At 39.6% G+C, this 22,376-nt stretch carries 19 protein-coding genes and 1 riboswitch; of the genes, 11 read left to right on the top strand and 8 right to left on the bottom strand.

Features of this window, described 5'->3' with window-relative positions; translation table 11 throughout:
• Positions 1–1,286: 1,286 nt before the first annotated feature.
• Complete coding sequence (locus KS419_RS03275) at positions 1,287–2,618, bottom strand: sodium-dependent transporter (RefSeq protein WP_217064658.1); 1,332 nt, start codon at positions 2,616–2,618, stop codon at positions 1,287–1,289.
• An 821-nt stretch (positions 2,619–3,439) separates the two neighbouring features.
• On the opposite strand from KS419_RS03275, the gene KS419_RS03270 reads away from it, so the two are divergent.
• Both KS419_RS03270 and KS419_RS03265 read left to right on the top strand, forming a co-directional pair.
• On the top strand, positions 3,440–3,586 hold the full coding sequence (locus KS419_RS03270) for a hypothetical protein (protein WP_217064657.1): 147 nt from the start codon (positions 3,440–3,442) through the stop codon (positions 3,584–3,586).
• 212 nt (positions 3,587–3,798) lie between these two features.
• Positions 3,799–4,011 (top strand): hypothetical protein, encoded by a 213-nt coding sequence (locus KS419_RS03265; RefSeq protein ID WP_246593630.1) that lies wholly within the window; start codon positions 3,799–3,801, stop codon positions 4,009–4,011.
• 293 nt (positions 4,012–4,304) lie between these two features.
• Here the strand turns inward: KS419_RS03265 and KS419_RS03260 are convergent, their stop codons facing one another.
• Positions 4,305–5,666, bottom strand: a complete 1,362-nt coding sequence (locus tag KS419_RS03260) for a PFL family protein (RefSeq protein ID WP_217064656.1) — start codon at positions 5,664–5,666, stop codon at positions 4,305–4,307.
• 67 nt (positions 5,667–5,733) lie between these two features.
• The gene (locus tag KS419_RS03255; RefSeq protein WP_217064655.1) at positions 5,734–6,009 is read right to left on the bottom strand and encodes an ACT domain-containing protein; all 276 of its coding nucleotides are present in this window, start codon (positions 6,007–6,009) and stop codon (positions 5,734–5,736) included.
• A 106-nt stretch (positions 6,010–6,115) separates the two neighbouring features.
• Positions 6,116–6,192, bottom strand: a riboswitch (glycine riboswitch).
• A gap of 472 nt (positions 6,193–6,664) precedes the next feature.
• Between KS419_RS03255 and KS419_RS03250 the strand changes: the two genes are divergently transcribed.
• A complete protein-coding gene (locus tag KS419_RS03250; protein WP_217064654.1) occupies positions 6,665–8,968 on the top strand; it encodes an ATP-dependent helicase in 2,304 nt (767 codons plus the stop codon).
• A 63-nt stretch (positions 8,969–9,031) separates the two neighbouring features.
• Here the strand turns inward: KS419_RS03250 and KS419_RS03245 are convergent, their stop codons facing one another.
• Complete coding sequence (locus KS419_RS03245) at positions 9,032–10,270, bottom strand: ATP-binding protein (protein WP_217064653.1); 1,239 nt, start codon at positions 10,268–10,270, stop codon at positions 9,032–9,034.
• Positions 10,271–10,577: 307 nt separating this feature from the next.
• Between KS419_RS03245 and KS419_RS03240 the strand changes: the two genes are divergently transcribed.
• The 6 genes from KS419_RS03240 (at position 10,578) to KS419_RS03215 (ending at position 16,521) form a co-directional block, all read left to right on the top strand.
• Positions 10,578–11,567, top strand: a complete 990-nt coding sequence (locus KS419_RS03240) for a YeiH family protein (protein ID WP_217064652.1) — start codon at positions 10,578–10,580, stop codon at positions 11,565–11,567.
• A 101-nt stretch (positions 11,568–11,668) separates the two neighbouring features.
• Positions 11,669–12,232 (top strand): DUF6944 family repetitive protein, encoded by a 564-nt coding sequence (locus tag KS419_RS03235; protein WP_217064651.1) that lies wholly within the window; start codon positions 11,669–11,671, stop codon positions 12,230–12,232.
• A gap of 111 nt (positions 12,233–12,343) precedes the next feature.
• Positions 12,344–12,910, top strand: a complete 567-nt coding sequence (locus tag KS419_RS03230) for a DUF6944 family repetitive protein (protein ID WP_217064650.1) — start codon at positions 12,344–12,346, stop codon at positions 12,908–12,910.
• A gap of 94 nt (positions 12,911–13,004) precedes the next feature.
• Complete coding sequence (locus KS419_RS03225; protein WP_217064649.1) at positions 13,005–13,616, top strand: DUF6944 family repetitive protein; 612 nt, start codon at positions 13,005–13,007, stop codon at positions 13,614–13,616.
• 191 nt (positions 13,617–13,807) lie between these two features.
• Entirely contained in the window at positions 13,808–15,484 is a 1,677-nt protein-coding gene (locus tag KS419_RS03220; protein ID WP_246593629.1) for a CocE/NonD family hydrolase, read from the top strand.
• Between the two features lie 206 nt (positions 15,485–15,690).
• Complete coding sequence (locus KS419_RS03215; protein ID WP_217064648.1) at positions 15,691–16,521, top strand: FixH family protein; 831 nt, start codon at positions 15,691–15,693, stop codon at positions 16,519–16,521.
• A 115-nt stretch (positions 16,522–16,636) separates the two neighbouring features.
• Here KS419_RS03215 and KS419_RS03210 read toward each other — a convergent pair whose 3' ends face one another.
• From KS419_RS03210 to KS419_RS03195, 4 genes are all read right to left on the bottom strand, one after another.
• Positions 16,637–17,509, bottom strand: coding sequence for a hypothetical protein (locus KS419_RS03210; RefSeq protein WP_217064647.1), 873 nt, complete (start codon positions 17,507–17,509; stop codon positions 16,637–16,639).
• A gap of 546 nt (positions 17,510–18,055) precedes the next feature.
• Entirely contained in the window at positions 18,056–18,217 is a 162-nt protein-coding gene (locus tag KS419_RS03205; RefSeq protein ID WP_217064646.1) for a YfhD family protein, read from the bottom strand.
• 45 nt (positions 18,218–18,262) lie between these two features.
• A complete protein-coding gene (locus tag KS419_RS03200) occupies positions 18,263–18,391 on the bottom strand; it encodes a YfhE family protein (RefSeq protein ID WP_217064645.1) in 129 nt (42 codons plus the stop codon).
• 64 nt (positions 18,392–18,455) lie between these two features.
• Entirely contained in the window at positions 18,456–19,364 is a 909-nt protein-coding gene (locus KS419_RS03195; RefSeq protein WP_217064644.1) for a TIGR01777 family oxidoreductase, read from the bottom strand.
• A 217-nt stretch (positions 19,365–19,581) separates the two neighbouring features.
• On the opposite strand from KS419_RS03195, the gene recX reads away from it, so the two are divergent.
• Both recX and KS419_RS03185 read left to right on the top strand, forming a co-directional pair.
• Positions 19,582–20,403: a recombination regulator RecX gene (recX, locus tag KS419_RS03190; RefSeq protein WP_217064643.1), complete on the top strand. Its 822-nt coding sequence runs from the start codon at positions 19,582–19,584 to the stop codon at positions 20,401–20,403.
• Positions 20,404–20,511: 108 nt separating this feature from the next.
• Positions 20,512–22,188: an L-lactate permease gene (locus tag KS419_RS03185; protein WP_343215019.1), complete on the top strand. Its 1,677-nt coding sequence runs from the start codon at positions 20,512–20,514 to the stop codon at positions 22,186–22,188.
• The last annotated feature ends 188 nt before the right edge of the window (positions 22,189–22,376 follow it).

Genomic DNA, 22,376 nt, shown 5'->3' with positions numbered 1-22,376 from the left:
CCCGCCCTAATGTCGCATCCTCCAGGAGGAAGCGACAAAAGAGAAGCCGATCCCCGATCTAGTGTCGCATCCTTCAAGAGGAAGCGACAAAAGAGAAGCTGATCCCCAATCTAATGTCGCATCCTTCAGGAAGAAGCGACAAAAGAGAAGCCGATCCCCGCCCTAATGTCGCATCCTTGAGGAGGAAGCGACAAAAGAGAAGCTGAGGCCCGATCTAATGTCGCATCCTTGAGGAGGAAGCGACAAAAGAGAAGCTGATCCCTGCCCTAATGTCGCATCCTTCAAGGAGGAAGCGACAAAAGAGAAGCTGATGCGCGATCTAATGTCGCATCCTCCAGGAGGAAGCGACAAAAGAGGTTCTGAACCCCGCCCTAATGTCGCATCCTTCAAGAGGAAGCGACAAAAGAGGTTCTGAACCCCGCCCTAATGTCGCATCCTTGAGGAGGAAGCGACAAAAGAGAAGCTGAGGCCCGATCTAGTGTCGCATCCTTCAAGAGGAAGCGACAAAAGAGAAGCTGATCCCTGATCTAATGTCGCATCCTTGAGGAGGAAGCGACAAAAGAGTGGCTGAACCCCGATCTAATGTCGCATCCTCTAGGAGGAAGCGACAAAAGAGAAGCTGAGGCGCGATCTAGTGTCGCATCCTACAGGAGGAAGCGACAAAAGAGGAGCTGAGGCCCGACCTAATGTCGCATCCTCCAAGAGGAAGCGACAAAATGGAAGCCGAACCCCGCCCTAATGTCGCATCCTTGAGGAGGAAGCGACAAAAGAGAAGCTGATCACCAATCTAATGTCGCATCCTTCAGGAAGAAGCGACAAAAGAGAAGCCGAACCCCGCCCTAGTGCCGCATCCTTCAGGGAGGAAGCGACAAAAGAGAAGCCGAGGCGCGATCTAATGTCGCATCCTCCAGGAGGAAGCGACAAAAGAGAAGCCGAGGCGCGATCTAATGTCGCATCCTCCAGGAGGAAGCGACAAAAGAGAAGCTGAGGCCCGATCTAATGTCGCATCCTTGAGGAGGAAGTGACAAAAGAGGAGCTGAACCCCGCCCTAATGTCGCATCCTCCAGGAGGAAGCTGTGGCATGCCCGATATTAGGACGTCCTGTCCGTCCAGACAACTCGAAGCTTTCTCTTGAAGTAACATTTGTCGCTGGCGTCACCGCCTTTCACTTCTCCAAGCTTTTCTTAAAAAACAATAAAGTTTACGAAAAGAGCCTTTTGATATAAAAAAAACGGCCCCCTGTCATCAGGAGGCCAGTTTTCTATGCGTAAAGAAAGTTTGATTGATTAGAATAATCCAATGGAACGAAGGAAGATAACGAAAATTGCAATTGGTGCAAAATATCGTAAAATTCCAAGCCATACAGTTCCCCAAGTGGATTCACCGAAGTCAGATGCTTCGAGGGCATCCACACGTTTCCAACCCCATCCAATAAAGAGGGCGATAATTAAACCACCAAGTGGAAGGAAAACATTCGATGCAATGAAGTCCATACTGTCAAGGATGTCTTTCCCAAAGAATGTAACGTCACTCCATACACCCATTCCTAAAGAAGAAGGAATTCCTAGTAGGAAGATAATCGCACCGATGATTAATGATGTTTGTTTTCTAGACCAGTTGAACTGTCTCATAAAGTAAGCAACGGCGACTTCCAACAATGATACTGCAGATGATAATGCAGCAGCAGCTAATAGGAAGAAGAATAAAATACCGAATACTTGTCCCATGCCACCTAAAGATTCAAAGATACCAGGAAGTACAACGAACACTAATCCAGGACCATCTGCCGGGTTAATTCCAAATGCAAAAACGGCTGGGAAAATCATTAAACCTGCTAAAATAGCAAAACCAGTGTCAAGACCAGCTACACTCACTGCTGCGCCAGGAAGTTTGTCTTCCTTCTTCAAGTAACTTCCGTAAGTGATAAGAGCTCCCATACCAAGGCTGAGGGAGAAGAATGCTTGTCCAAGTGCTGCAAGATAGACATCTGGGTTAGTTAATGCACTCCAGTCAGGAGTAAATAAGAAAGATAAAGCTTCTTGTGTTCCACCGAGAGTGAAACTATATCCAGCAAGAACGATAACTAAGACCGCTAATAATGGCATTAAAATTTTGTTTGCCGCTTCGATACCTTTTTTTACACCTACATATACAACTCCAACCGTTAAAACCATAAAGATAAACTGCCATAAGATTGGCTGTACAGGGTCAGTGATAAAGCCACCGAAGAAATCACCAGGATCTGTGTTGATTCCGCCAATCACATATTGAACGAAGTAATAAACAGACCAACCTGCAATAACTGCATAGAAAGATAAAATAATAAATGCAGATGCTACCCCAAGTATACCTGCTGTAATCCAAGGTTTTCCTGGTGCCAATTTTTGAAATGATCCTACGACGTCACTTTGTGCCTTTTTCCCGATTGTAAATTCTGCCATAAGAATTGGAATACCAATAAGTGCAATACACAAAATATAAACTAATAAGAATGCTGCTCCGCCATTTTCCCCTGTGACATAGGAAAAACGCCAAATATTACCTAAACCTACTGCTGACCCCATCGCCGCTAAAATAAATCCTAAGCGGGAGCCCCATTGTTCTCTTGTCGGACTCATGAATTGTTCACTCCTTTAAAGTGGTAAAATAGTACTGATTTAAAAATACTATACCACACCGTTTCTGAAATTTCAGTCTTTTTTTACAATTTTTTAATATAATTTTTTTAAAATGTAGAATTTTTGGATTACTTCTAGAGTAGTATGTCGAATAAACATAGTATTATCGGAGGAAATCATTCTTCAAATAAAATAAACGTGGGGATTCAAACTTCTTACAATACCATGTATTAGCAAGGAACAAATCTGTGTTCTTGTGGCAATGGACCGCGAAAGAATTTCCTCGTCCAATGCAAATGCCATTGGACGAGAAAGAATCATGAAGGAGTAAGTAGGGGAATCCATTGGTGCTAAATTATCCTCGAGTAACGGACTTTGTATGGATGCTAAAGTGTGCCTTTAAAACGTACGCGAAGGAAAAAGAACAAGAACACTATGCCTGTAAATCTGATGGTAAGTAAAGTGCGAACAACAGGGGCTTAATCACATCCCAAATGACAACAGCTACTATAAGCACTTAAAAGATTTGATAAGTCGTTTTAATGGTGTCGCAACGAAATCTTTGGACATTACCTTATCTGGTTTTATTTCCTAGAAACCATCCATCACCGTAAAGATGATACAACAATAAGAAAAATAATTGTGGAAGGAAACTAGATACAAATAATGGAAATATATGATACAAACTAAGATTATCAGCGTTTACCAGAAAATAGTCGTTCTTAGCTTTTGAAACGATCGAGGGGTGCGATTGTAAAAAAAGGAAAACAAATACCTTTGCAGAATTAAACAATGAATAAGATTAAAAGGAGAGGTTTTAATTGCTCGAATTAGAAGAACGATTATATGAATTTACCAAAATGCATGATGAATATATCAGAGACTGGAACCAAGCAATGAGTTCCGGTGATACATCCGCAGTAGATAGAATGTCAGAAGATTATTATGTAACCTTTTTTAAAAGGTAAGAAAGTATAAGTTTTTGCACCTTCGGGCAAGTTGTCTAGCTCCAGCGCCTACTCACTACGGGGCACTTCGGAAGTGACAACCGAAGTCAAAGATCGGACTTCAGGTTGTCATTCCTCCACTGCCCTACGCTCGTGATCAAGGCGCTTGCGCTTTTCTTAATAGTGGAAATGAAAAACCAACTTTTTTTACTAAACAAGAGGCTTTAAATGGTATGGAACAATCGGTAAGACATTTTATAGGCTCCAATAAGAGGTTTGAAAATAGAGTTATTCGACTAAGGAATAACGAAAATGCTGTAGTGTTTTATGAACTTTTGATTGTAAAAGATGAGAATATATTAGCAAGGTTATTTACCATTGAAAATTGGAGATTAATTAACGGAAAATGGATGATTATAAGGGAAACAGAAGAACCTATTAGTTAATTTTGTTCTTCAACGACGGTACCCGTTTGTTCGATAACAAAAAATAAATTCGAATTAGATTCCATAATTTGGAAGTCGCTTTTCCAGAAAAAATCAACATGACATTAATCGATAACAGAGCCTGAAAAATAAAAAAGAGGCTGTGACATGCCTAAAGTGTTTAATCGAAGATCCGAGCGATACACAACGATAGAGAAGTATAGTTCCAAAGCTAATGATGGAATCAACTATCTATCATTTCGTTCAGATTTTTCATTGATTAAACAACTTTTGTCCCAGCCACCTTATTAGAATTAGTTGATTAATGCTTGTAGTGGGGCTGGAATTCTCCCCCCACGTGAAATGAAACGCTCGGAGCTAAACCCATTAACCCCCATTACCGGAGCTCTGCCGAGGAGACCACCGAATTCCACCATTTCTCCTTCTTTTTTTCCAGGGACAGGAATGACACGGACCGCAGTCGTTTTCTTATTAATCATTCCGATTGCTGCTTCATCTGCAATAATCGCAGCTAAAGTTGCCGGAGTGACATCACCGTCCAAAGCAATCATATCAAGTCCAACAGAACAAACACATGTCATCGCTTCTAATTTAGATAACGTTAATGCATTATCCACAATACCTTGAATCATGCCATTATCTTCACTTACGGGAATGAAAGCTCCACTTAAGCCACCAACATACGAACTGGCCATGGCGCCACCTTTTTTCACCGCATCATTCATTAATGCTAAAGCAGCGATCGTTCCATGTGTCCCAACCCGTTCCAGACCGATTTCTTCCAAAATTTCCGCAACACTGTCATTCATAGCGTTTGTGGGAGCTAAAGATAAATCCATTATTCCAAATGGCACATTTAAACGTTCAGCGACGATTCGTCCCAATAACTCGCCAGCCCTCGTTATTTTAAATGCCGTTTTCTTAATCACATCGGATACTTGTCCCAAGTCCCCATTTGGGTGCCGTTTCAAAGCATTTAAGACAACACCTGGGCCACTGACACCTACGTTTATGACGGCTTCCCCTTCTCCAGCACCATGAAAAGCACCTGCCATAAATGGGTTATCTTCCACAGGATTACAGAACACGACCAATTTTGCACAAGCGATTCCGTTTTTATGTTTTGTGAGTTCTGCCGATTCTTTAATGATGATACCCATTTGTCGTACGGCATCCATATTGATTCCAGTTCTTGTGGTTGCAACAGATACAGAGGCACATACCCTTTCTGTATTACTCAATGCTTTCGGGAGTGCGGTTAATAAAGTTTGATCTCCTTTTGAAATTCCTTTATGAACGAGTGCTGAATACCCACCTATGAAATCAACCCCAAGCTCTATAGCGGCACGGTCCAATGTTTTTGCTAACTGTACTGCTTCTTCCACGGTGGCGTTTCCTAATATTTCTGCTATTGGAGTAATGGAAATCCGTTTATTTATAATTGGGACACCGTATTCTTTCTCCACTTGTTCTGCTGTGTCACGGAGATTTTTTGCATAGCTTGTTATTTTGTCAAAAACCCGTTGATTCATTTTTTCAAAGTCAGAATCAGCACAATCACGAAGGTTAATTCCCATTGTCACTGTACGTATATCCAAGCTTTCCATTTGAACCATCCGAATCGTTTCCTGCATTTCAGTAAAAGCAATAGTCACTTCTAATCTTCCTCTCTTCCAAGGGCTGTATTATCAGATGTCATTCCAAATCAGTTAATTCCGTCTCTTACACTCGATGCATTGCTTGAAAAATATCTTCTAACTGGATATTAATTTTTAACCCTAACTCCTTACTCACATTATCAAAGGAGGATTGTAAGTGCTCTAAACTTTCTAGGTCGGTTACATCCACAAGCATCATCATTGTAAAAAAATCCTGAAGAATAGTTTGGCTAATGTCGAGAACGTTAATTTGTTCCTCTGCAAGGACTGCGGTCACCTTCGCAATAATCCCTACCTGATCCTTTCCGATAACACTTACAACGGCACGTTTTTGTTTCATTTGATCAACACCTCACAAATTATAATTAAAAAAGAGATTGGAGGATCTCAAGGATCTCCCAATCTCATACGGTCATTAGAATAATTCTACATACAAATTATGTATTCATTACTCTCCTGTCCTTTTGCCTGAGATTGTGAATCCTTCGGCGTCACATTATGTGAACTCTCCAGAAGCTGCTCCTGTTATAGTTTTATCCATAACAATCATCGCCACTTTGGTCATTTATTCTGTTAAAGTGATAGTATCAATATTTCCCAATTTCGTCAATATGATGGATAGATTAGGGGCAATAGGATGGATCGATTAGTTATTGTCGAACTAACATTTCATTTCATTTGTACATATTATAATGTTATAGGTAAAATAGTAATCTATAAACTCGTTTGAATAAGAATTGATATAGAAGGGGAGAATTTAGAATGTTTACTAGATTTTTTGGAAAAAGAAAGTGTTTTATATGTAAAAAAAAACTGATCAACCCCAGCAAATATATCAATGATGCAGGAGCATCTGTTAAGGTATGTCAAAAATGTGTTCCTTATGCGGAACGGAGAGCGTTACGAAAAATATAAAAGGAAATACAAAAAATGCGAGTACCTTACAGTAGGTGTGGTATTTTTTTTGAACTAATGTAATGTAGAAGGTGATTACAATGGTAAAAAACTTCAAATTGCTGCCATCGGGAATGGAAAACGAATCCATTCCCCGTTCTGGGCTGGCTTCAGATACGGTAAGTAAGTTCATCATCCCTGATCATGAACGAGATGCTCCCTTTTTTCGTGCCTTGGAACGGAACAACATTTTTCTTAATCAGCCTCAAGTGGAAGCGGTCCGGCATTATCAAGGTCCAATACTCACGTTAGCTGGAGCAGGTTCAGGGAAAACGTCGGTGCTAATATGCAGAACAGGCTATTTAATGGCAGTTAAAGGGGTAGCACCACAGCATATTCTCCTCGTTACATTTACTCGGAAAGCAGCAGACGAAATGAAGGAACGTATTAATAAACTTCCAGGAGTATCCTGGTCAATGACTAAACAAATTCAAGCAAGCACATTTCATGCTTTTTTCTTGAAACTATTAAAGAGCAGAGGATTTGATCATGAGATCCTTAGTAACGAAAGGTTTAAGCACATTACAATAAAGATGATTATGCGCGAAATGGGTATAGACGACAGTTATCAACCGGAAACGCTGATCGCCCTGTTTTCAAATTATAAGATGAATATGATATCTATCGATCAACTCCCTGAGAAAACAAAGGGAGATAAGGAGATAAAAGAAGTTTATAAAAGATATGAAGTTTGGAAAAGAAAAAATCACAAAATGGACTTTGATGATATTTTAGTGAATGCCTATGAATTATTAAAAAGGGATCCAAAGCTCCTCCTATCACTTCAAAAGAGATTTCGCTTTATCATGGTGGACGAGTTTCAGGACACGAATCTTATCCAATATGAACTGATCAAACAGATTGCCAAAGCCCATGGAAATCTTTTTGTTGTAGGCGATGATGATCAAACGATTTATTCTTTTAATGGGGCTAGGAATGAATTTATTCTTAATTTTAAAGATGAGTTTCCAACGGCTAAGACAGTAACACTGGATATTAATTATCGTTCCAATGATTCGATTATCGGACTTGGTAATGCAGTCATTAAAAATAATAGGAACCGAAAAGAAAAAACACTCAAGGGAATGAGAACGAGCGAGGAGCAAGTACCATATTACGGTCGACCAGCCAATACAGATGAGGAAGCGGAGTGGATTGTCGAGGATATTAGTGAAAAAGTATCTGTTGGGACACATCGTTATGGCGATTTTGCCATATTACACAGGGCAGCAAGTAACAGCAGGGCAATATTTGAAAAAATGACGATGGACGAAGTTCCATTTGTCAGCTATGTATCGGATGCATTCTTTTACGATCACTGGGTTATTAAACCGGTTTTGGATCATCTTCGTCTGTCAATAACGCCACGTGATTTTTCTGCAATAGAAGGAATCTTGCCCACTCTTTATATTAATCGGGAAAAGGGGCTTGAATTCATCCAAACAAAGGAACTGGAGCAAAAGAAAAAGTACCCTTTGATCCATTTGACTTCCATGCATCATTTAAAAGAGTTCCAGAAAGGAAAGATAAAAGAGCGTATTCAATGGATAAAAAGTGTGAAGGGTCAGGAACCGTTGGCGGCCATTAAACAGATTCGCTCCAAATTCTATAATCAATATATTGACGCAAATGACAGTCAATCTCTTACGCTACATAAAGAATCCATGAAGGAAATCCTCGATGAGCTAGAAGCTTCTGCCAAGCGGTTTCAGACGATTGCCTCTTTCCTCACATTTATTAATGATATGAAACGGAAACAGGAAGATATGAAAGAGCTAATGAGAGATCATAAAGCAGATGTGGTAAAACTAATGACCATTCATAGATCAAAGGGATTAGAATTTCCTTCTGTTTATGTAATAGGTGTATCGGAAGGGATTCTCCCCCACTCCACCGCATTGGAAGCGGGAAAGATGGAAGATGCCGTATCCGTCACCATGGAGCAACAAAAAGTTAAAGAGGCAGTAGAGGAAGAAAGAAGACTTGCCTATGTGGCTATCTCGAGGGCGATGAATGAACTGCTCATTACTTCTCCAGAATACTATCGAGGAAAAAGGGTAATGGTCTCCAGATTTTTAGAGGAGGCTTTTAACAAACCAGCCCTTAAAAAAAGCAAATCTCAAAGGCTAACTAAAAACGCAGATCACAAAAGGACAGTAACAAATTCTAGATCGAATACCGATACAGAAGAAAAACCACTCATCACTGTGCTCGCATGGATATGTAACAGTCCAAACTGCAGGGCTTGGGTCAGGATCAGAACTGAGCCTGAATCAAAATTACCAAAAAGGGATTGTCCCATTTGTAAGGGTAATATGATCGTTGGGGAAAAGGAGATTAATTAAAGGGATATAATAAATAAAGATCCGGTTTCAACGACTGTGTGTGTGTTGAAACTGGATCTTTTCTTAAAGTGGCATTTCTATAATAAATGTTGTACCGTTATCCGGTTTGCTGTTGATTTTTACAGTACAATTTAAGTCAGAAAAAATTCGGAATACAGTTACCATTCCTAAACCTGTTCCCTTCTCCCCTTTAGTGGAGTAGTATGGCTCTCCTAATCGTTTAATTTGTTCTTCAGACATACCAACCCCTGTATCAGAGATGGTTATCACAAATTTATCGTCCTTCTTTTTAGTGAAGATGGACAGGAATCCTCCATTTGGCATTGCTTCGATAGAGTTTTTTGTAATATTTAAAAAGCATTGCTGCAGTAATTGTTTATTAGATTTGATAAGACAAGTTTCAAAGTTTTTAGTAATAACGACGCTATTCATATTAGCAAGTGGCGTTATAACATGGATGGTATGTTCTAATACTTCCTTAATATCGATTCCTTCGATTTTAGCCAGTTGTGGTTTAGCAAACGCTAAATACTCTCCAATGATCTGATTTGCGCGATCCACTTCGGAAAGTGATAACGCCAAATACTCTTTTCTCTTTTCAAATGGGATGTCATTTTGATTCATCATTTGCAGGAAACCTTTAACAACCGTCAATGGATTTCGCACTTCATGTGATACGGAAGAGGCAAGATGGCTGACGAGCTCCATTTTTTCCGATTCTATTAATCTCTTTCGCATAACTACACTTTCATTGATTACATCTAACAAACACATAATGAAGAAGATACTAATTGTTTGCAGGACAATATAGGTAGCTATAATAAATGGCTGAATGGGTGTCTGGAATCCGATTATAATGACAAGGACGACAGATATGCTGGAGATAAAACCAATAACTGTGGCAACTATTAATTTTTTCCGTTTAGAAAATTCTTTAAATTGATAATAGAAGATGGATAGGAACGCGAAATGAACAACTGAAATGATAAGAGTGGAATATATTCCTGCTCCACCAAAAATAGATCGGAATGATATGGTAGTGATCAATAATGCGATACTTGTGGGAATACCACCCATTAATCCTCCAATAATAACGGAAACAAGGCGTAAATCAAAAATAAATTCATCATTTATGGCAATTGGAAATGAGATACAGAGAATGACGACAACACAAAATGAGCTGGTCATAATCCATTTTTTCATGTAGGATTTAACACCACTCTTCTCTAATAGAAGAGGTGTAAACAAAAGAAATATAATTAGGAATAAGATGTTAATTAGAAGGTCTCTTAGGATATCCATGTCACGGCCCCATTAAAACATATTTTGAGATGAGTTTCTGTCTTTTCCTATATATTACAAAAAAAATGTAAATTCCACAAAACAATTTTTCAAATTTTGTCAAAATTTCTGTTTTTTAGTCATATTATTTCGCTAATCTAAAGTTTTCTTCACATATCACCGTTTTATAAACGTTAGTTGTGACAGGGTTAGGAAAAAATAAACAGGATTTTCTACATGCCGTATTGTGGTAAGCTATAGTAGTGTTTTCAATGGAAAAAGCTCATGCTAATCTTTGAAAACATTAAAAAAAATCAGGAGATTGTAAATGAAAAATAAAAAAATGTTCGGATATATAAAGGGAATAACATTAACCGCATGTATTGCACTGCTTGCACTGTTCTTAACGGAGCTTCCTTTTTTATCAATCATGGGTGTAATGATTATAGCGTTAATAATTGGCGTTATATGGAACTCTCTTTTGACTTCAACGGAAAATACACGATTAGGAATTACGTTCAGCAGTAAAATTTTATTAAGAGCCGGAATCATCCTCATGGGAGTAAGACTCCATTTAGGACAGATTGCAGACGCCGGTTTCTCCATCCTGCTTATGGATATCATCGTCATTACATTTACTCTTGTAGTGATGTTTGGACTGGGAAAGTTATTCAAAGTGGACCGGCATTTGACTGCCTTACTAGCTGTTGGTACGGCTGTGTGCGGAGCAGCAGCGATCGTTGCTGCTGCATCAGTCATTAAGAGCAAAAAAGAATATACAGCACTGGCTGTTGCATGTATTGCCATATTAGGTACGATTGGTGCCGTAATATATATACTTATTTATCCACTATTGTCGCTGAATGATTATGAGTATGGTGTTCTCGTTGGTGCCACATTGCACGAACTGGCTCATGTGATTGCTGCAGCTGTTCCAGGAGGGAATACTAGTGGTGATTCGGCTATTCTTGTAAAACTGGGGCGAGTTGCTTTACTTATACCGGTCGTCATTCTATTTGGTTTTTTGTTTTCTAAAAAAGGAGATGGGCAAACAGAAAATAAATCGTTACCTGTACCTTGGTTTATTTTTGGGTTTTTGGCTATGACAGTAATTAATACTATCTTTCATCTCCCGGAAAAACTAGTTACAAGCCTAGTACAACTAAGTACATTCTTTATTGCTATGGCAATGGTTGGGCTCGGCTTATCGATTAACTTTAAAGATTTTAAACTGGTTGGAATTAAACCAATTTTGGTTGCCATTTTAGGTTTCGGTGCCTTAGTGCTGCTTGGACCATTGCTATTATTTCTTTTATAACTATTTCCTTGAATAATGTACCATTACAAAATCAATGTTAATTGCATATGAAATAAGGAGAGCATTTTTTTAGATGATAGTTAGTTGGGTGGGGAGCCAACATGTCAGACGAAATATTAGATTTACTCGGTAACTGGATTGAGGCTCTTGGTGCTACCATGGATGCTATTGCGGAATCAAAACAATTAGTGGGTCAGAAACAATCTGGTCTGCAAATTGGAGTGATAGGGAATGGGATTCAAGGGGTAGGGAATGTTTTCCAGGCCATTGCTAATGAAGAGGATCATTATATAGCAATCGGAAACTGGATCCAATCTGCCGGGACATCAGCAAACTCCTTTTCCGAAAAGCAACAGCTTTTTCAAGAAATCATAAAAACAAATGGTAAAGAAATAGAAGTTTATGGGGATATTTTGCAGGTCATCGGTTCGTTCTATGCTTCCATAGGAAGGTTAGATGATAACCCTAAACTTGTCATTGGGAATCTGATTCAAGCTTTAGGGGCAGCAATAGAGGCTATTGGAGCATCTTATTTTGTCAATGAAGAAGATAGTATAGGCCAAAAATATGAAACGGTCGGGTCTTGGCTGCAAGCTATCGGGGCATCATATCAAGCAGTAGGTGCCTCGAGACTTTACTTGAATAATCATATGGAAGAATTGTAATCTCCTCTCTTCACGATAAATGTACTTACGTGAAGGGGGGAGATTGAATATTATAGAAGATAAAAAATTATGCCCGGTTTGAGATAGGATTTATAAAGGTGGCGAGCCACGGTGTCAAATTATTTATATATAGCCGGAAACTGGATAGAGGCACTTGGAGCCAATCTTGCTGCACTTGGGGTTAGTATTGAAATCCAGGATAGTATTGATGGGAAGAGGCTGCGAGTGGTTGGGGATGGTGTCCAGGCAGTTGGGAACTTTCTGATTGCAGAGACCACCCCATCTGATGGACTTGCAGTATTAGGAAATCAGCTTCAGGCGATTGCGTCTGCCGGAAATGCTGTAATCGCCCATCGGGAAATTTATGTGGATGAGGATATTAACAATCAACTTGAAATTATTAGTGATGCTATTCAGGCGATTGGTTCCTTTATTACAGCGGAGGCGAGGAGAGATGATAATCCACCGAAAGCGGTGGGAAATCTCATCCAGGCAATTGGTGCCATCATCGAAGCGACTGGTGTTCTTAACGTCCTCCTACGTAAAGAAGAAGAAGGGGATCAATTACGAAGTGCTGGAAAATGGATTCAAGGAGCTGGAACGATTATTCAGGCTGTATCAGTTACTCCCGGTTTAAAACACTTGGTTCAATTCGAAAACGCTGAACCTTCATCGTAAAATAAAATACAACATCCTAAATAATCCAAACCGAAATAAAGGTTATTGAATATTATTTATAAAGAATAACTGTTTGTGTTGAGGGTGTTAACAAATGTCGACGGATATAAGAGATTTAGCCGGAAACTGGATCGGTGCAATCGGCACTACCATTGGGGCAATTGGTCAAACAGAAGTTTTGGCAGGAAGGCATGTCATTGGACAACACCTCTGGATCATTGGGAAAGGCATTCAAGGGGTTGGTGCTGCGATCCAGGCAGTGGCAGAAGAGGAAAAACCATTTGCAGAATTGGGCAATTGGTTTATTTCCGCAGGTTCTTCCACTGTATCGGCTTTAGGAGTCAAAGATTTACCTAATGCCTATAAAAAAGAAATAAAAGAAGCGACCCGACAGAATGATAAAAAGGAGCAGGAAAAAACGAAAGAAGATCAAGAAAATTTACAAGTAATTATCATTGGGAATGCATTACAGTCAATAGGTGCTTATATTGTAGGTACGGAGAGAGAGCATCCAAAACGGAGAATTGGTGGGATTGTACAATCTTTAGGAGCACTCATCGAAGGAATCGGAAATCTATATGAACTGTCTTCGGAAGAAAAAATCGCTCAACAGTTAGCCGTTGTAGGTGCATGGCTTCAATCGTTTGGAACTACCTTGCAAGCGGTGGGCACAACAGATGAATATTGGGAGGATTCTGCAACATGACCAAGTTAGCAACAACCCCCTAAACATCCATTGCAGAGATGGTGATTCGGGAGTATCAATTCCAGTCTATAGGCCAACAAAGGACTATCTTAAAATTTCCCTGTCAGGAAGGGAATGCGCTTCGAGTGTCGAAATAAATAAACAATGAATGAAGATTTTATCATAACGGAATTGTAAAAGGAGTGTTTTTTTTGCAAACAAAGAAAGAGGTTACCATTCGTCGGAATACTAGGGTACCAATGCGAGACGGCATCACCTTATCAGCAGATATTTATCGCCCTGCAGATGATGGGGAGTACCCAGCGATTGTCGTTCGAACCCCTTATTTAAAAACATCACAAATTATTTTTGATACGGCTACCTATTTTTCAGAACGGGGATATGCTGTTATATATATGGATGTAAGGGGACGTGGCGATTCCGATGGGGAGTTTAGCCCTTATCGGAACGATGGGATTGACGGATATGATGCTATTGAATGGGTAGCGGAACAGCCGTGGTGCACCGGAGCTGTCGGGACGATGGGAGGTTCCTATTTAGGAAGGATTCAATGGTTAACAGCACTAACGAAACCGCCACATTTAAAAGCGATGATCTCTGCCGTAACTCCATCTGATCCCTTTGTGGAATGGCCGACGGGTCTCCCGAATACACAGCATATTTGTTGGACATATATGACGAGCGGACGGGTGATGCAAAACATCGATACGGTGAATTGGGAAAAAGTATATGACCACTTACCATTTGTGGATATGGATGAAGCAGCAGGATTTCATTCCAAAATTTGGCGGGAAGAAGTGAGCCATACGAAACGGGATGACTGGTGGGAAAAAATCTGCTATCAAAATAAATTTGATCAGATCGATGTGCCGGCATTACATATTTCAGGATGGTATGATGATGAGCAAGTGGGCACTCCCCTGAATTATATGGGAATGACAGAAAACGGAGGTTCTGAGTCTGCAAGGAAAAGCCAGCGGATGCTCATGGGGCCGTGGCCACATCAAATCAACCGCTCTACTAAATTAGGAGATCTAGATTTTGGAGCCGATTCACAAATTGATTTAAATGCCTATCAGTTGCGTTGGTTTGATTACTGGCTAAAGGGGATGGATAACGGAGTGATGGAAGAACCTCCAATTGATATGTTTGTGATGGGAGAAAATGAGTGGCGTCAAGAGTCGGAGTGGCCGTTGGCAAGAACAAACTGGACAACCTTCTATCTCCATAGTAAAGGAAATGCCAATAGTCGATTTGGTGACGGGTGGTTAACAACTGACTTACCGGCAACGGCTGAGTTGGAAGAGACAGCAACAGATCAATATGATTATGATCCGAAAAATCCAGTTCCATTCATTACAGATCTCATTTCCCATCAAATTGGCGGACCGGATGATTACGCAGCAATTGAACGACGAGATGATGTTTTAGTGTATTCTACCCCACCACTGGAGGAAGATGTGGAAGTGACAGGTCCGATTAAAGCACTACTCTATGCCTCTTCTAATTGTAAAGATACAGACTTTATGGTGAAGCTATTGGATGTACGTCCTACGGGGTTTGCTCAGAGGCTGACTGATGGCATGGTCAGGGCAAGATTCCGGGAAGGAATGGATAATCCCAAACTGATGGAACCTGACACCATTTATCCCTTTGAAGTGGACTGCTGGAATACGTCCCATGTATTTAAAAAAGGCCATCGCATTCGTATTGAAATTGCATCCAGTGCGTTTCCGAAATATGACCGCAATTTAAATACAGGGGATGTCTTGGGACAAACAACAGAAATGAAAGTAGCTACCCAAACGATTTATCATGATTCGGAACATCCTTCTGCCATCGTTCTGCCGATCATTCCAAAAGAATGAAACTAAAACGCTACGAGAAAATGTGAAAGTAGTTTAGATCATTGCTATTCTCCGGATAAGATGGTACGTTTATTTTCAAGCGCTTGATCATTCAGGAAACTCTGTTGATCAAGCGCTTTTCTCATACTAACGATGTGACATCGCCTCCAAAAAGATATAAAATAAGGATGATTATCAATCGGTCAGAAAAATGAGGTGTATAGACAGTGAATGTAAAAAGTAGGATTTTTACAGTCGTTCTTATTGGAGTTTTAGGTTTCCTAGTGGCATGTGGGCAAGGAGAGGGAGATACGCCTCAAGGTGCAGAGGAGATAAATTTTGAGCCTTTGGATGTGGAGCTATCCATGCCGGAGGAAGGAGATCCTGATACAGAAATAGTGATTCAGGCGCTTGTGACACAAGGGGAAGAAAAAGTTAATGATGCCAGTGAAGTCATTTTTGAGATATGGAAACAGGGACAGAAAGAGGAAAGCGAATTTGTGGATGCAACAGAACCAATAGGTGATGGGGTCTATGAAATAACTTATATATTCACAGAAGAATATATTTATTTCGTTCAGCCACATGTCACTGCAAGGGGAATGCACATGATGCCAGTAGGTGAAATTATAATCGGTGACGTTCCGGAAAACCTATTGGAAGAACAAGATGAAAATACCCACGAACATGATAACGGTGATCACGCTGACCACGGCGAGGGACATCACCATGATATGGATCATTCCCATCATCATGAAGATCTTCGTGTGGACTGGTTAACGGCGGAAAACATCGAGCAGTCAAACCAAACAGAGTTATCTGTTTATGTAGAGTGGCAAGATGCACCGTTAAGGAATGGAGATATTCAATTTGAGATTTGGCAAGACGGAGATGAAAGGCACACGTGGTTGCCTGCGGAAGAATCAGAAGAAGGTACGTATGTGGCTAATCACACCTTTGAGCGTACCGGTGATTATAACATTCAAATTCATGTGGAAGATGATACTGGACTTCATGAACATATACAATTCGTCATCCAGGTAGATCATTCTCATTGATCCACAAGTAAAAGTGAAATAAAGAAATGGGAAAAACGGCAACTCATCTGAGCTGCCGTTTTTAAAGTTTTTTTGGTTTACATAAACCCTAGGACAAGGTATAACTCCCTGCAAGTTATCCCGTCTTTTTCTTCAAGGTGGATACAATGGATTGTTTTAGTTTTCGGTCATGAATCGTTTCATTTAACCAATCCCTTGGTGTTCCGCCAGTTTCTTGTTTCACACGTTTAAACAAACGGCTAAGCAAATGTCTCATTACATTTGAATAATAAATACTATCAATTTTCTTAGCAGTATTTAATAGATGTTCAATTAAATCATGATCTTGAACGGAAACATTTTTCACAGATTCAAATAGGAATTTTTCTACGATGGCAGCTTCATTGTAGGAAAGGAAGTAGGATGTAACATCGTCTATGAGGTTTGGGTGACTGGCAACTTTGCTGCCAAGATTAGGTATGAAATCATCACATCGATGACGGACTAAAAATTGAAAAGCCTTTGCTGGATTTGCAAGTTCCAGTGCTTCCTGAAGAGAAACTAGAATAAGGGAATTGTTTGATTTCCCATCTGTTTTTTGAAGTGTTAACAAGCGGGAAGGCCAAAGGTGTTTAATATCTTCTAAATGTTCATCAACGAGATGTTTAATGATATTTTCATTCTTCATTCTTGCTTCATTCATTGGTTTAAGAGCATCCCGAAGATCATCTTGAGTTACCTTATGGAGTTTCTTTCTTTCAGCAATCTTTTTATATCTTTCCATTGTTTTAGCAGAGTCTTGGGTTGTTTTGTTTGTAAGATAGAAAGAATCAAGGAAGTTCCCTTCATGATGAATGACGGCAAATATCACAGGAGTATCTTGATCAAATAAAAGGACATTTGACTTTTTCTTTCCCGTATGTTCCTCATATTTCACAACATAGAACTGCTTATTATGACCGTCTAAATATACTTTTTTACCTAAAAAACTTGGTGGTAATGAACCCATTGGCGCTCACCGATCCTTTCAAAATTTGTTGGATTAAAAATGACTAGGCAAGACATATACGAAAGGTGAAATAGATGGTTGGTTAGCACAATGTTATTTCTTACTAAATTCTCAGGAAGATTAATACCGGATTGATAACACATTCAGTTATCATTACGGATGACAAAATAAACAATAAGGCCAACTACTGGAAAAAATAATGTACCCATCAATATAATGATACTGTATTCTTTACTGTTACCCTTCTGTAAAGAATCACGATATGCCCAGATACTTGTTACGACGTTTAGAATGAATAATACAGCCGCTAAGAACAGGAATATGAAAAGAAGACCAGTTACATCGTGAATAACATTTCACTCCTTTTTGGGAAATAAGAAAAGGGAAACAAATGCGCAACCAATTCGCTTTTGTTATACCTCTACCTATATCATACCTGTCTTTTCCATTTTTGGCTAATAGGAATATTTTGAATTCTTTTTGTAAATAAAAAAAAACGAAGTCGCTTCAATACACTTTTGAAGTTGGACTCCGCATTTGTATACGTTATATATTATCTTTATTTACGCGGCGATCAGCTTCCTTGGCACGTGCTTGTGCTTCCCGATCTTCAATATCAGCCAATTCTTCGGAATATTCTACTTGGTGATCTTCAGGAATGTCAGGAATGTCTTGTTTTTCCATTCTACGATTATTTTGTTTTGCCATGTTGTATCATCCTTTCATGCTGACTGAGTTTGAAGGAAAGCGAATTTAAAGATTTGTGCCCTTCGCACGTTGAAATGCACGATCAGCTGCTTTAAAATCTGATTGATATAACACTTCCTGTGTTTTGTTTATGGTTTTCCGTTCTTCTTTTGCTCTTCTTTTCTTGCTTTCCATTCCATCACCTCATTGTCATTTTAATCATTAATAGTATGACCTTTCCATTAAAAGGATATGCATTTTATTTTGCACTAAGTAAATCTTCTAATGCAGGTTTAATTTCATCGTATTTAAAGGAGAACCCGTTTTCCTGTAATACTTTCGGTATAACGCGCTGTCCTTCCACGACGAGAATACTCATTTCACCTAAGGTTGCCTTCAATAAAAACTTAGGGACAGGCGCCCAATAAGGTCTATTTAGGACAGAAGCTAATGATTTACCGAACTCTTTCATTACAACCGGTTGTGGTGCAGTCATATTTACAGGTCCAACGATAGAAGGTGTTTCAATCGAGAAGATGATGGCATCTACTAAATCATCTAGATGGATCCAAGACATCCACTGTTTGCCCGTTCCTAAATTGCCGCCGATAAATAGTTTAAAAGGAAGTAACATCTTTTTTAAAGCTCCATCCTCTTTGCCTAAGACAATACCGAACCGGCCATATACAACTCGAAGGTCATCTTTCGCATTAGATGCTTCCTGTTCCCATTTTTCAACCACATCCCCTAAAAAGTCAGACGTATTATTCTGTGAGTCTTCTGTAAACGTTTCGGTTTCTGAAATTCCATAATATCCGATTGCAGAGCCGTTAAAAAGAACCTCTGGCTTTGTCTCCAGTGCTCGAATAATTCGAACAATTTCCCTTGTGGCCACAATTCGGCTTTCCATAATTTCCTGTTTCTTTTTTGTTGTCCAACGTCCGCTATTTAGATTCTCGCCCGCCAAGTTAATGATAGCATCAACACCATTCAGCTTTTCCTCAGGAACATCCCCCTCATTCAGCCATTCCACATACGTCACATTTTCTTTCGCCGGTTTAGTGGCGGCCTTCCTCGTTAAAATATAAACATGATGACCATTTTCCGTCAGTTTGTTTGTAAGTGCTGTCCCAATAAAACCTGATCCCCCTGCAATGACGATTTTCATAATCGATTCCCCCATTTTTAAAAGATAATAAAAAGTTCGAACCATTTTTTGCACTGCCCTACGCTCGTGATCATAGGCGCTTGCGCTTTTCTTATTATAAATCATTTCCCTTTTTTTCTAAAAAATCAAACGTTTTGCTTTGTTATAGTTAGTATATGACTGCAATTCAGGGTAAAAGAAGCTATAGTAAAAAGAGGAATACTTGTGGGGTGAGTGCATGCCAATAACGATAAGTAAAATCACAATTGCGAAAAAAAATAAAGGACGCTTTCATATTTATGTGGATCGAGGTGACGGGAACGGGGACGAGTATGCTTTTACCGTATCTGAGGACATATTTATTAAACGTCATTTGAGTAAAGGAAAGACGTTAACAGAAGAAGAAATGAACCGGATTCGGGAAGAGGATGTATTGGATAAAGCTTTTCAAAGAACGTTACATTTTATATCTTACCGGATGCGCTCGGAAAAAGAAGTTTTAACGTATTTACATGAACAGGATATCCAAAAAGAAGAGGCATCACAGTTACTGGAACGGTTAAAGGATTTGAACTTATTGGATGACCAGGCTTTTGCAGAAGCCTTTGTTCGTACAAAGAAAAATACACAAAAAAAAGGGCCGTTGCTAATTCAGCAGGAATTATATGAAAAAGGCATCACAGAAAAAGGGATCGAGAAGGCAATGAAAGAGTATCCCGAGGAAGAAGTACTTGAAAATGCAATGAAAACGGCATTGAAAAAGCAATCTAGTTATCAAAAAGAAGGGCAGCGGAAACGGCAACAGAAACTGATGCAGTTTTTAATTCAAAGGGGATTTCCAAGTGAGACAGCAAGACAAGTTGTAGAAAGTTGCGACGAGCAAGTTCCATCTGATGCTGAATGGGAAGGACTTGTAAAACAAGGGGAAAAGGCAGAAAAAAAGTATTCTAAGTATGAAGCTTGGGAAAGGGAACAACGGATAAAACAATATCTTTATCAACGTGGTTTTTCCCTCGATTTAATTGATGAATGGCTAAGAAATAGAGAAGTGGAAAATTAAATTATACGGTCCATCATTATTATGGGTTAAATAAATAGTGAGATGTGTATTAGGGATACTAAGGAAATATGAATGGAAAATTTACCTGTATTTTTCAGGAGAAAGGAAATGGCTATGACAACCTTCATTGCACTTACCCCAATCATTTCAGTGATGCTATTCCTTGTGATCTTTAAAATGCCTGCTATAAAAGCAATGACGATCAGTTTGATTGCAACAGCAATATTAGCAATTATTTATTGGAAAGTTCCATTACTTATCATTGCAGCATCGGCGATTGAGGGGATTATCATTGGAATCTCTATTTTGTATATAGTTTTTGGCGCCATTCTTCTATTAAATACTTTAAAACTTTCAGGAGCAATTGAGAGGATTCGCTCCAGCTTTATGGGGATATCTGGAGATAGAAGGGTTCAGTTGATCATCGTTACCTGGCTATTTGGTTCTTTTATTGAAGGAGCAGCGGGATTTGGAACTCCTCCGGCCCTCGGTGCACCGTTATTAGTTGCTTTGGGATTTCCCCCATTAGCAGCGGTTGTGTTAGCACTTATTGCAGATAGCAGTCCAGTATCGTTCGGTGCAGTAGGGACACCTATTATAGTCGGTGTAGGTCAAGGAATTCAGCAAGGCCCTGATATATCGCCTGTGGTCTATGGGGATGTGGTGGCCAGTGGAGGGCTACATCCATTTTTACAAGATATTGCTGCCCAAATTATGCAGATCGATATCTTTGTTGGAACCTTTATGCCACTCATTATTGTAGCCATGTTAACCCGATTTTTTGGTGAGAACAGGTCTTGGAAAGAGGGGTTAGCAATTTGGAAATTTGCTATATTTGCAGGACTAAGTTTTACGATTCCGGCATTATTGGTGGCAACTTTTTTAGGACCTGAGTTTCCTGCGATTTTTGGTGGATTAATTGGATTAGCCATCGTAATTCCTGCTGCTAAAAAAGGATTTCTCTTGCCTAAGACGGAATGGGATTTTCCAAAACGGTCAGACTGGATGCAGGAGTGGATCGGGACAATTCTTGTGAAAGAGGATAAAAATGGGGACAAACCTAAATTAACACTTTTGCGGGCATGGGTACCATATCTGCTCGTTGGTTTATTCCTGGTGCTTACCCGCCTGGAAGTTTTACCAATTAAAGCATGGCTTCGTAGTGTTAACATTGAATATAATCAAATCCTAGGTTCTGACATAAGGGCGGACTTGGAACCGTTTTATTTACCGGGATTTGTGTTTATTCTCGTTGTTTTAATAACCGTGTTCATCCATCGAATGAACTTCCATCAGGTAAAATCGGCTTTTTCCCAGTCCAGTAGATCGATTATCGGAACGGCGATTACATTATTCACAGCTGTTCCAATGGTGAGGATATTTATTAATTCAGGAATCAACAATAGTGGTCTTCTCAGCATGCCTCTTGAGTTAGCTAACACTGTCTCTGCCGTATTGGGGTCGGCATGGCCATTGGTTGCCCCGTTAATTGGTGCATTAGGTTCTTTTATCTCAGGAAGTGCAACATTCAGCAATATGATGTTTTCATTGTTTCAGGCAAGTGTAGCCGAACAAATTCAGGCGGACCCTAAAGTGATCCTATCATTACAAGTTCTTGGGGCTAATGCAGGGAATATGATTTGTGTATTGAATGTGGTAGCAGCAGCGGCTGTTGTAGGTTTAGTTGGAAAAGAAGGAGCCATTATTCGCATGACGATCGTACCAATGCTCTACTATGCCTTCTTTTCTGGAGCGATCGGTTTCTTATTATTATTGATAATGTGATGGTAAAGTAAAAGTTATGAACGAAGGGAGATGGAAGAACGGAAATCCGTGTCAAGTCAGTTCGTTTGAACATCTCCTATTATTTTATATAATGGCTTTGTTATCGTTCAATGTTGATTTTTGCGAAATTCACTCCCTTTCACCACTGGCACAAGTGCGACATCTGCTCATTCTTCGCAGTGTCTTCT

The organism is Evansella tamaricis, assembly GCF_019042215.1.
Taxonomy (GTDB): domain Bacteria; phylum Bacillota; class Bacilli; order Bacillales; family Salisediminibacteriaceae; genus Evansella; species Evansella tamaricis.
The sequence above is the reverse complement of the archived record's forward strand: the minus strand, read 5'-3'. Positions and strand labels throughout refer to the sequence as shown.